This window comes from Butyrivibrio sp. AE3006 (assembly GCF_000424165.1).
GTDB lineage: Bacteria > Bacillota > Clostridia > Lachnospirales > Lachnospiraceae > Butyrivibrio.
In genome coordinates, this window is record NZ_AUJJ01000008.1 from 1 (window position 1) to 12,983 (window position 12,983).

Sequence of the window (12,983 nt, forward strand, 5' to 3'; positions counted from 1 at the left end):
GGCTGTTCGCCCATTAAAGCGGTACGCGAGCTGGGTTCAGAACGTCGTGAGACAGTTCGGTCCCTATCCGGCGCGGGCGTAGGATATCTGAGAGGAGCTGTCCTTAGTACGAGAGGACCGGGATGGACGGACCGCTGGTGTATCAGCTGCATCGCCAGATGCATAAGGCTGGGTAGCCAAGTCCGGAAGGGATAAACGCTGAAGGCATCTAAGCGTGAAGCCCCCCTCAAGATGAGATATCCCTCCATTATGGAGTAAGACCCCTTAGAGACTATGAGGTAGATAGGCACAAGGTGTAAGCATGGTAACATGTTCAGCTGATGTGTACTAATAGGTCGAGGGCTTGTCCAAAAAGAAAAAAAAAAAAAAGATTTGGAATAAGATGGAATAATTCAGTGTTCGGTTTTGAAGGTACAACTTCAAGAATTTGGCCCGGTGGCTCAGCTGGTTAGAGCGCCGCCCTGTCACGGCGGAGGTCAGGGGTTCGAACCCCCTTCGGGTCGCTCAAAATTGAATAAATTTTGAATGGGGTCTTAGCTCAGCTGGGAGAGCATCTGCCTTACAAGCAGAGGGTCACAGGTTCGAGCCCTGTAGGCCCCACTATTTCAAAGATTTTCTTTGAGATAAGCCGATGTGGCTCAATTGGCAGAGCAGCTGATTTGTAATCAGCAGGTTAACGGTTCGAGTCCGCTCATCGGCTCTTTATATGGATGGCTTCCCGAGTGGCCAAAGGGGACAGACTGTAAATCTGCTGCAAATTGCTTCGGTGGTTCGAATCCACCGCCATCCATTCAACTTAATATCGCGGGGTGGAGCAGTCTGGAAGCTCGTCGGGCTCATAACCCGAAGGTCATAGGTTCAAATCCTGTCCCCGCTACTCACAAATGCCTAGATAGCTCAGTTGGTAGAGCAGAGGACTGAAAATCCTCGTGTCCTTGGTTCGATTCCGAGTCTAGGCATCTTTTTTTACCCTTTTTTCGCTGAATTTTAATTTGATTTTTCCCCGTACAGCTATATAATGTAAAGCATCATATATTTGATTTGTAATATAGAAAGATGTAAATAGGTTATGACAAGAAAAGAAAAGAAAAAGCTTGCAAGGGAATTGCTTGAGAAGCATGGTAGTGAGATCCTGAATTCTCATTCTTTCTTAAAATCACATAAGTTTATACAGCATGGTGATATGTCTGTGTATGAGCATAGTGTTAATGTTGCAGAGAGAGCACTTAGGATCAATCGTTTTTTGCATGCCAAATGTAAAGAGAGAGATCTGGTCAGAGGAGCCTTATTACACGATTATTTCCTCTATGATTGGCATATAGACGGCAAAGATAAGGGAAATGTACATCCAAAGCTTCATGGCTTTTTTCACCCCTCTACGGCCCTTAAAAACGCATCCAGGGACTTCGTATTAACAGAGAGAGAAAAGGACATAATTAAGAAGCATATGTGGCCTCTGACAGTCGTTCCTCCGCTTTGCAGAGAGGCATGGGTTGTGACACTGGCTGATAAGTATTGTTCAGCTATGGAGACGATAGGCTTACATAAAGCCAGATTGAAGGCTAAATATATTGAACTGAACAATGATTGAGTATTATAAGAGGTTAGATATTTTCTGACCTCTTTTTTATTGTAGAAAGAAATAATAAAGTATCATAACTCTCTATATTTTAATGAAATGCATTAGCAAAAGATGATAAAAAAGGTGGCCACAAATCAATGTGACCACCTTTAATATCTTAATCAGATTTACTTTTCAAAGAATCAAAGCTTAGGGCCAGCTGCTACAAGAGCCTTACCAGCGTCGTTGCCTTCATACTTCTTGAAGTTCTTTGTGAATCTCTCAGCAAGATCCTTAGCCTTAGCTTCCCACTCAGAAGCATCAGCGTATGTATCACGAGGATCAAGGATTGCAGGATCAACACCAGGAAGAGATGTAGGAACTTCGAAATCGAAGATCGGGATCTTCTTTGTCTCAGCCTTGTTTACATCGCCGTTAAGGATTGCATCGATGATTCCACGAGTATCCTTGATGGAGATACGCTTGCCTGTGCCGTTCCAACCTGTGTTAACGAGGTAAGCCTTAGCGCCAGACTTCTGCATCTTCTTAACAAGCTCTTCACCGTACTTTGTAGGATGAAGCTCAAGGAATGCCTGTCCGAAGCAAGCTGAGAATGTAGGTGTGGGCTCTGTGATTCCACGCTCTGTTCCTGCAAGCTTAGCTGTGAAGCCTGAAAGGAAGTAGTACTGTGTCTGCTCAGGTGTAAGGATAGATACAGGAGGAAGTACTCCGAATGCATCAGCTGAAAGGAAGATAACATTCTGAGCATCAGGACCAGCGGAGATCTTGTTAACCTTCTGAACGATGTTGTCGATGTGCTGGATAGGATATGATACACGAGTGTTCTCTGTTACGCTCTTATCATCAAAGTCAATCTTGCCGTTAGCATCAACTGTAACGTTCTCAAGAAGAGCATTTCTCTTGATTGCGTTGTAGATGTCAGGCTCAGCGTCCTTATCAAGACCGATAACCTTAGCATAGCAACCACCTTCGAAGTTGAATACGCCGTTGTCATCCCAACCGTGCTCGTCATCACCGATGAGGAGTCTCTTAGGATCTGTTGAAAGTGTTGTCTTACCTGTTCCTGAAAGACCAAAGAAGATAGCTGTGTTCTTACCTTCCATATCTGTGTTAGCTGAGCAGTGCATGGAAGCCATGCCCTTAAGAGGAAGGTAATAGTTCATCATTGAGAACATACCCTTCTTCATCTCACCGCCGTACCATGTGTTGATGATAACCTGCTCACGGCTTGTGATATTGAATGCTACGCAAGTCTCAGAATTGAGGCCAAGCTCCTGATAGTTGTCAACCTTAGCCTTAGATGCGTTGTAAACAACGAAGTCAGGCTCGAAGTTTGCGAGCTCTTCATCTGTAGGAACGATGAACATGTTCTTGATGAAGTGTGCCTGCCAAGCAACTTCCATGATAAAACGAACTGCCATACGGGAGTCTTTGTTTGCACCGCAGAATGCATCAACTACGAAAAGTCTCTTGTCGCAGAGCTCTTTCTTAGCGATATCCTTAACAGTTGCCCAAACATCCTCACTCATAGGATGGTTGTCGTTCTTATACTCGTCTGATGTCCACCAAACAGTATCCTTAGAATTAGCATCCATAACGATGTACTTATCTTTAGGAGAACGTCCTGTGTAGATACCTGTCATAACATTAACAGCACCGAGTTCTGTATCCTGTCCAACTTCATAGCCTTCAAGACCGGCCTTTTTCTCTTCTTCATAGAGAACCTCATAAGAAGGATTATGAACGATTTCAGTTGTGCCAGTAATGCCATACTTTGTTAAATTAATTTCTGCCATTTCTTTAACTCCTTTTCTTTTTCTATTTTGATAGCATATGATTACAAAAAATCAATGCTAAACGCTCATACACTACATTATACAATATTCTGTTAGAAAAATAACAAAAATCATAGAAATTTTACAAATACTTTAAAAATAGGACAAAATAGAAATATTGTCTGCAAAATACCAAACAGATTATGAAAATAATTCACACGGGAGAGCTTTTCCTTGAAATGTATTCCACATGGAACTGTTGTCTGTCCGGTGTAAGATCAAATTCAGTAATTGCTCGGGCTATTCTTGTAAGGCATGCATCTGCCATCTCTTCAATAGGAAGTCCAACCACTGAAAGAGAAGGAATGGCGTATTCTTCATGATCCTTAAGACCGTTACCGATACTGATGAGTTCAAGGTCTTCAGGAATCTTTATTCCTTTTTCATGAAAGCCTTTGAGGGCACCGAATGCAATGTTGTCGGAAGTGCAAAGAACACAATCGGGAAGTTCTTTTCTTTTACATATCTCCAAAGCACCAAGATAGCCTCCGCCAAGGCTGTCCTGTACTTCAATTTTTCCAATATCTGATATGCCAAATTCATTCATCTTAAAACGAAAGACATTTTCTCTGATGTGCATTCCGTTGAAGGTTGCAACAGAGCCAAGAATGCAGGGGCGTTTTTTTTCATGCCTTGCAAAGACCTCTGCAGGTATAAGGCCGATTTCGTTATCATCCATATTTACAGTGGGATATTTGTCTGAATATCTGTTGTAGAGGACGATGGGAATTGGAAAATCGTTGCTGTCGAGGAATTCCATATCGTTCTCTGATGCATTACAGATAATCACTCCATTACTGCTGGTGAGCGTTCTTTGGGTGATGGCTTCACTAAGGTGCGATGTGTTATAAGGGTTGATATTTAGTCCGTACTTATAACCATGCTTAATTATTGAAGACTGTAAGCCTGATAAAAATCTTGAAAGCGTATCCTGTCTTGCGGAAGCGTCCCAGAATATGGTGATAACCGGCATATTGGGCAGGTTACTTCTAAGAAGCTTTGACTGCATGTTGGGAGTGTATCCAAGCTTAACTGCAGCCTCCTGGACTTTTTTTATAGAAGACTCTGAAATATTTCTTTTCTTACCAAGTCCTCTAAGAACTATAGAAACTGTACTGGGTGACAGTTCTGTGTATTTTGCAATGTCTTTAATTGTAACCATAATAAAAAATCCTTTAGTCAAACGATGTACTATTGACATTATACACTAAACGGGGTTATATTCAATATGCTAGTACAACGTTGTAGTAATTATTTACTATCTCTATTATTTCAGGAGGCTACGAAATGAAGAAAATAGCTATCGGCGGAGGTCAGGGATTTTGGGGTGATTCTCCGGATGCAGCAATACATATGATTAGAAAAGCTGATATACAGTATCTTGCCTGCGATTATCTTGCAGAGCTTACACTGTCTATCATGGCAAGACAGAAGATAAAGGATCCCACAAAGGGCTTTGCGCCTGATTTTGTAACAAGGCTCCTTAAGGAGGCCGGAAGAGAGGCTTTTGAGAAAAAGATAAGGATTGTTACAAATGCAGGTGGAATGAATGTCCAGGGCTGTGTTGATTCTATAAAGAGCTGGGCTGAGGCTGAGAACTTAAAGGGTTACAAGATTGGTTATGTAACAGGAGATGATATTAAGGATAAGATTCCTCAGCTTATTGCAGACGGATGGGAATTCCCTTCAATGGACACAGCGGGAAGCGATGATACAAGCGGTGTTCGTTTTGAAGATATAAAGGATAAGATTTACAACTGTAACGCATACATCGGTCATGAGCAGATTCAGAAGGCTATAGCAGACGGTGCGGACACGGTTATAACAGGAAGAGCAGCAGACTCTGCACTTTTCCTTGCACCTTTTGCTCATGAGTTTGGATGGGCAGATGATGACTGGGATAACCTTGCAAGAGGTATTATGGCAGGTCACCTTCTTGAGTGCGGCGGTCAGGGTGCAGGCGGTAACTTCATGTATGACTGGAGATCCGTTCCTGATATGGAACATCTTGGATTCCCCATCGCTGAGATTACAGAGGATACATTCGAAATCACTAAGGCTCCGGATTGCGGCGGACTTATTACTGAGCAGAGTGTTAAGGAACAGTTCTTATATGAGGTTCTTGATCCTGCCAATTATTACACACCTGATGTTAACGTTGATATCAGCCACGCTACTGTAACTCAGAAGGGTGAGAACAGAGTAGCTGTTGCAGGCATAAAGGGTAAGGAAAGACCTGATACCATCAAGCTTTGCGTTGGATATCACAAGGGCTGGAAGACAGTTTCAATGCTATCCTTTGCATGGCCGGATGCCTATGAGAAGGCAAGATACTGCGCAGATGTGATCATGAAGAAGATGCAGGAGAGAGGCATGAAGGCAGATGATGTGCATATCAGCTTCATCGGTCTTGATTCACTTCATCTTGGAGTTGCTGATAAGAGTCCTGAAACAATCGCAAGACTTAATGAGTGCGTAATGAGAATCGCAGTATTCTCAGAGGATAAGGCAGAATGTGCAAAGATCATTCCTGAGATCAGCCCACTGCAGCTTAACGGACCTCAGGGAGCATCTTTCTTTGGCGGAAGAGCACACGTTCAGGAAGTTATGGCACTTTATCCTACAGTTATTCCAAGAGATGCGCTTAAGGTTGAGAGTCACATTCTTACAGTATAAATTGGTAGCATTTTTGAACCAGAGGTTCAGGAATGGATTTTTAGTGAAAATTAGGAGGTCATCATGCCCAGAATATATTTATATGATATCGCACACGGAAGAAGCGGCGATAAGGGAGATACCAGTAATGTCTGTGTTTTTGCAAGAAAACCTGAGTATTACGACATAATCTTGAGGGAAGCAACACCTGAGAATTTGAAGAACTATTTTGGTGATATGGTTAAGGGCGATATCACAAGATATGAGGTTGCATCCTTAAACGGAATGAATTTTGTTATGCACCACGCACTTGGCGGCGGCGCTACTATGAGCCTTAGACTTGACTCCCTTGGAAAATCCATGGGATCAGCAGTTATGAGAATGAAGATAAACGTATCAAAGGAAGAACTTGACAGTCTGCTTGAAAGCGGCGTTAAGCTTATGCCCTTCGAGGATCCTTATGCGGAGGAAGAGTAATGGAACAGGCTTTAAATATGGGCGGACAGGCACTTGAGGATGTTCGCGTCCTTGATCTTACAAGAGTTGTGGCAGGACCTTATGGCGGATCGATTCTTGGAGATTTTGGAGCAGATGTAATTAAAATAGAGGTTCCCGGAAAAGGTGATGATGCAAGAGGCTATGCGCCTTACAGAAATGGCGAGAGCATGTACTATGCCAATCTTAACAGGAACAAAAGAGGAATCACTTTAAATCTTAAGAGTGATGAAGGAAAAGAGATTTTTAAGAAGCTTGTTGCCAAGGCAGATGTACTTCTTGAAAACTACAGACCAGGTGTCATGGAGAAGCTTGGTCTTGGATATGATGTGTTAAAGGAAATAAATCCAAGACTGATCTATGCTGCCTGCTCCGGCTTTGGAAGCTATGGAAGATACAGCCAGCGTCCCGGATATGACATTATTTCTCAGGGAATGGGCGGACTTATGTCAGTTACAGGTATTCCGGGAGGCGAGCCTACAAGATCAGGTAATGCTATGGGTGATATCCTTGGCGGAATGAATATGATCATGGGCGTACTTATGGCGCTTCATGCAAGAGAGCGTACAGGACTTGGCCAGAGAGTTGATGTTTCTCTTGTTGATTCGGTTGTGGCAAGTCTTGAGAATGCGTATATCAGATATTTTGACTCGGGAAAAATCCCTGTAAGAAATGGTAACGCATATGCATCAATCGCACCTTATGATACATATCATGCAAAGGACGGATTTGTAGTTATCGCCTGTGGTAACCAGAAGCTTTACGAGAAATTCTGTAAGCTCATAGACAGAGAAGATATGATAACCGATGAGCGATTTCTTACAGTTCCTCTTCGTGTAAAGAACAACCTGATCCAAAAGGCAGAGATAGAGAAGTGGACAAAGGACAGAACTGTCAGTGAGATAGTGGATATTATTCTTGGTGCAGGTATTCCTGCAGGTCCTATCTATGATGTTAAGCAGATAACAGAGGATGAGCATATTTGTAAAGACAGAGAGATGTTCATTGATGTAGATCATCCCGTTATCGGACCTATGAAGGTAAATGGCAATCCCATTAAACTCATGGATATGATGCCCAGAATAAATCGCCCTGCTCCTACTCTTGGACAGGATAATGACAGCATTTTAAAAGACGTACTTGGCTATTCAGATGAAGAAATCGCTGCTTTTAAGGAAGCAGGGACAATCTGATAAGTTTTAATTTTCGGCCACCGTATCCGGACGGCATAGCTACATGTAAACCGGCGATTAAAGAGGAGAACGAACCATGGCATTAGATAAGGCAGCAATTGAAGAGATGATCAGGCAGTATATGGAGAAGCAGAAGAAGCTTCTTTGCAACATTCCACTTGATATAGTGGCAGAAGAAGGCGAACTTGAAGAGGTCATGATTCCTTCAGATGATGGAAAAAAGCTGAAAACATGGTTCTTTTTCCCTAAAAATATGGAATATCCTCTTCCCTGTATTGCAGTTAGATGCTGCTATGTGGATCAGGTGGAATTACTGAAGCTTAAGGCAAGGGAGTTTAATAAAAGGGGCTTTGCCTTTGCAGTTCAGTGGTGCCGCGGTATAAATGGCTCTGAAGGAGAGTGGGTACCTAACATAAATGAGAGAAGAGACGGACTTTCCTTTATGAATGCACTTCAGGAAGACGATAGGATTGAAAGTGTTGGCTACTGGGGAGATTCATATCTTGCACTTACAGGATGGTGCATGGCTGATGCGGTTCCCTCCAAGGTTAAGACCATGTATCTTGGAGTCTATGGCTGCTTTAGACATACCTCTGCATACAAGGATGGTATGTTCAGGCAGGACATCCTGACAGACTGGGCCATGAATAATGCGGGAGTTCCGATTAGCGCAGACTATCTTGAAAGCGCAGCTTACATGCCGCAGGCAGAAGTTGATGAGAAGCTTTGGGGCGTAAAGCTTGACTGGTACAGGGACTGGATTACTCATACAGACAGAAATGATCCCTATTGGGAAGAAGGCTTCTGGGGAATGCTTAAGGAAATCCCCGGGAAGGTGAAGATACCCGTATGCGTCAGAGAAGGTTGGTATGACCATCATCTTGGCAGCGCTATTGAGACCTGGGAAGCTCTTAGTGATGAGACCAAGGCTATAAGCAGAATAGAGATTGGCCCTTGGAATCATGGGTATGCAAATTGTATAGATCATCAGAATACCGAGAATGTAGGTGAAGATGCATTTTCATCGCCTGCTCTTTGGTTTGATGAGATACTTAGGAAAAATAAGACTACTTCAGAGAATGTAAGATTATATGAAGTAGGTGCAGATAGATGGGAATATCCTAAGGAATTCCCGGTTAGATCAGAGAAAATAAAGAGCTTTTATCTTGATAAGGATAAAAAGCTTTGCAGAGAAATGTCATCAGATAACGGAGAATGCTCTTTTGTATATGATCCAAAGAATCCGGTTATGGTATGCGGAGCGGAGTCAACCTTCCATTCTATGATGGAAAATGGATCACACATACAAAAAGAAGCGGACTATCGAAGCGATGTTACCAGTTTTGTATCAGATAAACTGGAAGAGGAGATCCATGTCCTTGGACAGATCAATGTAAAGCTTCATGTATCATCTGATGCGGAGGATACAGCCTTCTATGTAAAAGTAATTGAGGAATTTGAGGATAAAAAGAGTTATAATGTTAGAGGTAGCATTACCACTTTGGCATATAGAAATGACGCTGACGCAAGACAAAGCTATGAGCCGGGTGATGTATGCGAGGTCAACATAAAGCTCTGGGACATCGATTGGTGTTTTCAAAAGGGCAGCAGGATCAGACTTGATATAACATCATCGAATTTCCCTGAATACAGTATACATTCAAATAATGCCGGAGTATGGTCACTTCAGAAGAATCAGAAAAAGGCAAAACAGACAATTTATACAGGCAAAGAAAGGGCCTCTGTCCTTGAGTTGCCCATAGCATAACTTATTTTACTAGAAAAAGATGGGAGAACTTGAATGTTTGGGAGACTCTCAAAATATTTGAAGCACCGCCCAATACTGAGAAGATGGATTTTAGTAGGGCTGGCTATTGTTTTACTCACCGGTGTGGGTATGATAGGGTCAGCCTTCTTTTTGGTGCATAAATTGTATGCCAAGGAGGAGTCTCTTCAGGAGGAGCTCCTTCGTGAGCAGGTGGCATCAATTGAAAACATCTGCGAAGAGGTAGTACTTGGGGCACAGACCTTTATAACCAATAATCTGGTTCAGATTGCGGCAAAAAAGCATGATGAAAATCTGGAAGACAAAATGCGTCTTTCTGAGATAGCGGATCTGATGGATGAATATGGCGCTGTTCATGATGTGTTTGGTAAGATGTATCTTTTTTTACCTAAGAATACGCCATCAGTTCTGACAAAAGAAGAATTTATCAACATCAGTGATAATATAAACAGCGTTCAGGGCCTTGGTCTTACAGCTGAGGATATGCAGATTTTGTACAACGATGCGCTGTACAGTAAGTTTAAGGTTGCAGGATCAGGCAGTGAGAAGCGCCTTTTTTACTCTATGTCCACACAGTATGCAGCTCCTTTTGAGGAGCAGGATGCCGTCTTACTCATAGAGATAGATAAGACCAAAATGAAGGAAGCAATAAATAATAATTATAATTTTTTGCTTATTTCGGAAGATGATGAATATATAGAGCTGGGCAACGGTGGTCTCGACGAAGAGATGATTACTGAATGCAAAGCTTCTGTGGATAAGCATATAGTTGGTAAGAAGGTAATATATCCTTTTGCATTGGGACCTTATGGACTCAGAATGGTCGCTGTTCTTGATACGGGACTTGCTATTGATGCAGTTAAACCCTTTGTTGTCGGGGTAATTATTTATGGTCTTGCTCTTATTCTGCTGGGCGGAATTTTTGTCACCCACATTATGAGAGTTCAGTACAGACCCATCGAATCACTTCTGGATTTCATGGATAAATACGAGACTACCAGATTTGCAGATGGTTCTGAGTTAAATGATGACGAGTTCAAGCGTATTGAAATTGGAATAAGTAAGTCAATCAATAGCATTCAGATGTTGCAGGTATCCCAGAAGGAGCTCGATAAATTCAAAAATGACAACGAGACAAGGATTATAAGACTGTTGAATTACGGAACGGATACCTTATCCGAGGATGATGGCGATGGCAACAGATACCTGGTAGTCAGCTATGATATCGATAATCCTACTGAAACTCCAATGGATCAGAAGGAGAGAGATCAGGTATGGTTTATCATTCACAATGTATCGGAAGAGCTTATTGGGAAAGAGAATCTGCTAATTACAGGCGGCCTGGCTCACTGGTTTTACAATATTGTTGAACTTAGAGGACAGGATGAGCTGTCACTTCCGGACCTGACCGATAAATTAAATACCGTATGCAGCTTTATCAGAGAGAAGTTTGATATAGCTCTTGTAGCGAACATTTCTGACATCCATCATGGTAAAAAAGGAATCCCTACAGCCAACAGAGAGGCTATGCTGGTTCGAGAATACCGTATTTATGTAGGTACTCTTCCAAATGTAGCATTCTATAAAGAGTTGTCTCTCGATGATGAAGCAAAGGCAACCCTGACAAGCTGGGATCAGATGGAGCAGGTTCAGAACCTTTACCGCATGCATAGAGGCATTGAAGCTCAGAGCATGCTTGATAATATCGTAAATGCCGCTGTTGAGAGCAGTAAAGGCACTGATAGTGTTGATGAATCCGAGAAGGAAAACAGCGGAAAGAGCATGCAGCTGGTGGAGAAGGCCAAGGAGTTTGTTGATAAGCAGTATTCTGATAAGGATATGAACGTCAACAGCGTGGCAAACGAGCTTAATGTCAATAATTCCTATCTATCAAGAACTTTTAAACAGATATATGGCATAGGAATGCTGGAATATATCAACAATGTAAGACTTGATAACGCTGAAATACTTATGGCAAACGGAATGACTGTTAAAGATGCTGCCGACAAGGTTGGATTTACAACACCAAGACCTCTTATAAGATGCTTTAGAGAAAAACATGGAACCACCCCGGGAGATTTTTATAAGAGTAAATAATTTATTAAAAAAATAAAAATTTTATTACCCAAAGTAAATAATTAAGATGATTATAAAATCGGAAATACGTAAATGTATTTCCGATTTTTTATTATAAACATTCTGTAAAATACCACAATTTTTCATAGTAAAAAATTGTACATCAATCTCAAAATGCAGATAAATACAGGGTTTTAAGAGGGCAATATTTCGAAACATAGCACATTTTTTACATAATGACAAAAATGATACCCTGACGTAAAAAAGCGGTTCTTTTAATGCGTATAGTACAACGATATACTAAACTCACACAAGGCAATCAGCTGCATAGGGAGCAGCCAAAAGAAAAAGGAGAAGGAAGGAATGGAGCAAAAAGTAACAAAAGAAAAGCCGGTGATTCCGGCAACGGGGTATGCAGAGCATGCCGGCTTTGCAGGGTTCTTACATAATTTAAAGACAGACATCCTGCGAAACAAAGTAATCTACATTATGTGCATACCGATCGTGGTATGGTACATCATTTTCCATTATATACCGATGGCAGGTATCATAATGGCATTTCAGAAGTACACACCGGCACTTGGAATATCAGGTAGCCCTTGGGTAGGACTTGATAACTTCACAAGATTTTTTACCGGTCCTTATTTTGGAAGACTTCTTAGAAACACAACTGTGATCGGTGTTCTGGATGTAGTATTCGGATTCCCGGCACCAATTATTTTCGCATTGCTTCTTAATGAAGTAAGAGCAAAATTCTATAAGAAAACAATTCAGACAGTTTCTTATATGCCCTACTTCATATCAATGGTTGTTGTCTGCGGTCTTATCGTAGACTTCACACAGAGCGGCGGACTTATTTCAAACGTAGTAGCTAAGCTTACAAACACAACAGTAGAGAACCTGCTGGCTAACCCTTCAAACTATTGGGCAATACATATTGCTTCTAATATATGGCAGGGAATGGGCTACGGATCAATCATCTACATCGCAGCACTTGCCGGTGTTGATCAGGAGCTTTACGAGGCAGCAGTTCTGGACGGGGCATCAAGATGGCAGAGATGTATACACATCACAATCCCATCCATCATGCCTACAATCATGATCATGCTTATCCTCAGAATGGGATCCATCCTGCAGGTCGGCGCAGACAAGATTCTGCTTTTGTACACACCTGCAACTTACGAGACAGCGGATGTTATCAGTACTTACATTTACAGATGTGGTCTTCAGCAGTATGATTACGGTTTTTCAACTGCAGTAGGTCTTTTCAACTCAATAATTGGTACTGCATTCCTGCTTACAACAAATGCAATTTCAAGGAAATTTACAGAGTCAAGCCTGTTCTGATTGGAGGAAATAGA

General features: G+C 41.9%; 9 protein-coding genes, 6 tRNA genes and 1 rRNA gene. 14 read left to right on the forward strand and 2 right to left on the reverse strand.

Annotated elements, in window-relative coordinates; translation table 11 throughout:
* The 8 genes from G603_RS0104370 to G603_RS0104405 all read left to right on the forward strand — a co-directional run.
* Positions 1-351: ribosomal RNA gene (locus G603_RS0104370) — 23S ribosomal RNA — on the forward strand; the annotation flags it as partial.
* Positions 352-429: 78 nt separating this feature from the next.
* A tRNA-Asp gene (locus G603_RS0104375) sits at positions 430-503 on the forward strand.
* A 24-nt stretch (positions 504-527) separates the two neighbouring features.
* Positions 528-600: transfer RNA gene (locus G603_RS0104380), tRNA-Val, on the forward strand.
* A gap of 27 nt (positions 601-627) precedes the next feature.
* Positions 628-700 (forward strand) — tRNA-Thr (locus G603_RS0104385).
* Between the two features lie 8 nt (positions 701-708).
* Positions 709-790: transfer RNA gene (locus G603_RS0104390), tRNA-Tyr, on the forward strand.
* Between the two features lie 13 nt (positions 791-803).
* Positions 804-877 (forward strand) — tRNA-Met (locus G603_RS0104395).
* Positions 878-886: 9 nt separating this feature from the next.
* A tRNA-Phe gene (locus G603_RS0104400) sits at positions 887-959 on the forward strand.
* 110 nt (positions 960-1,069) lie between these two features.
* Positions 1,070-1,591, forward strand: a complete 522-nt coding sequence (locus tag G603_RS0104405; protein WP_051197581.1) for an HD domain-containing protein — start codon at positions 1,070-1,072, stop codon at positions 1,589-1,591.
* 173 nt (positions 1,592-1,764) lie between these two features.
* Here the strand turns inward: G603_RS0104405 and pckA are convergent, their stop codons facing one another.
* Positions 1,765-3,378, reverse strand: a complete 1,614-nt coding sequence (gene pckA, locus G603_RS0104410) for a phosphoenolpyruvate carboxykinase (ATP) (protein ID WP_026523690.1) — start codon at positions 3,376-3,378, stop codon at positions 1,765-1,767.
* A gap of 193 nt (positions 3,379-3,571) precedes the next feature.
* Positions 3,572-4,579 (reverse strand): LacI family DNA-binding transcriptional regulator, encoded by a 1,008-nt coding sequence (locus G603_RS0104415; protein ID WP_026523691.1) that lies wholly within the window; start codon positions 4,577-4,579, stop codon positions 3,572-3,574.
* 125 nt (positions 4,580-4,704) lie between these two features.
* Between G603_RS0104415 and G603_RS0104420 the strand changes: the two genes are divergently transcribed.
* The 6 genes from G603_RS0104420 (at position 4,705) to G603_RS0104445 (ending at position 12,969) form a co-directional block, all read left to right on the forward strand.
* Positions 4,705-6,093, forward strand: coding sequence for an acyclic terpene utilization AtuA family protein (locus G603_RS0104420; protein ID WP_026523692.1), 1,389 nt, complete (start codon positions 4,705-4,707; stop codon positions 6,091-6,093).
* 63 nt (positions 6,094-6,156) lie between these two features.
* On the forward strand, positions 6,157-6,549 hold the full coding sequence (locus tag G603_RS0104425) for an AtuA-related protein (RefSeq protein WP_026523693.1): 393 nt from the start codon (positions 6,157-6,159) through the stop codon (positions 6,547-6,549).
* On the forward strand, positions 6,549-7,760 hold the full coding sequence (locus tag G603_RS0104430; protein ID WP_242829606.1) for a CaiB/BaiF CoA transferase family protein: 1,212 nt from the start codon (positions 6,549-6,551) through the stop codon (positions 7,758-7,760). Before G603_RS0104425 ends, G603_RS0104430 begins: the two co-directional genes overlap by 1 nt.
* A gap of 76 nt (positions 7,761-7,836) precedes the next feature.
* The gene (locus G603_RS0104435; protein WP_026669435.1) at positions 7,837-9,528 is read left to right on the forward strand and encodes a CocE/NonD family hydrolase; all 1,692 of its coding nucleotides are present in this window, start codon (positions 7,837-7,839) and stop codon (positions 9,526-9,528) included.
* A 129-nt stretch (positions 9,529-9,657) separates the two neighbouring features.
* On the forward strand, positions 9,658-11,643 hold the full coding sequence (locus tag G603_RS0104440; protein WP_196808042.1) for a helix-turn-helix domain-containing protein: 1,986 nt from the start codon (positions 9,658-9,660) through the stop codon (positions 11,641-11,643).
* Positions 11,644-11,985: 342 nt separating this feature from the next.
* Positions 11,986-12,969 carry an ABC transporter permease gene (locus G603_RS0104445; protein ID WP_026669436.1) on the forward strand — a complete coding sequence of 328 codons (984 nt, stop codon included), beginning with the start codon at positions 11,986-11,988 and terminating at the stop codon, positions 12,967-12,969.
* Positions 12,970-12,983 lie beyond the last annotated feature (14 nt).

Excerpts from the sequence above, each read along its gene's own strand:
- pckA (WP_026523690.1), bottom strand. The coding sequence starts at position 3,378 with ATGGCAGAAATTAATTTAACAAAGTATGGCATTACTGGCACAACTGAA.
- G603_RS0104440 (WP_196808042.1), top strand. The coding sequence starts at position 9,658 with ATGATAGGGTCAGCCTTCTTTTTGGTGCATAAATTGTATGCCAAGGAG.
- G603_RS0104435 (WP_026669435.1), top strand. The coding sequence starts at position 7,837 with ATGGCATTAGATAAGGCAGCAATTGAAGAGATGATCAGGCAGTATATG.
- G603_RS0104430 (WP_242829606.1), top strand. The coding sequence starts at position 6,549 with ATGGAACAGGCTTTAAATATGGGCGGACAGGCACTTGAGGATGTTCGC.
- G603_RS0104425 (WP_026523693.1), top strand. The coding sequence starts at position 6,157 with ATGCCCAGAATATATTTATATGATATCGCACACGGAAGAAGCGGCGAT.
- G603_RS0104405 (WP_051197581.1), top strand. The coding sequence starts at position 1,070 with ATGACAAGAAAAGAAAAGAAAAAGCTTGCAAGGGAATTGCTTGAGAAG.
- G603_RS0104415 (WP_026523691.1), bottom strand. The coding sequence starts at position 4,579 with ATGGTTACAATTAAAGACATTGCAAAATACACAGAACTGTCACCCAGT.
- G603_RS0104445 (WP_026669436.1), top strand. The coding sequence starts at position 11,986 with ATGGAGCAAAAAGTAACAAAAGAAAAGCCGGTGATTCCGGCAACGGGG.
- G603_RS0104420 (WP_026523692.1), top strand. The coding sequence starts at position 4,705 with ATGAAGAAAATAGCTATCGGCGGAGGTCAGGGATTTTGGGGTGATTCT.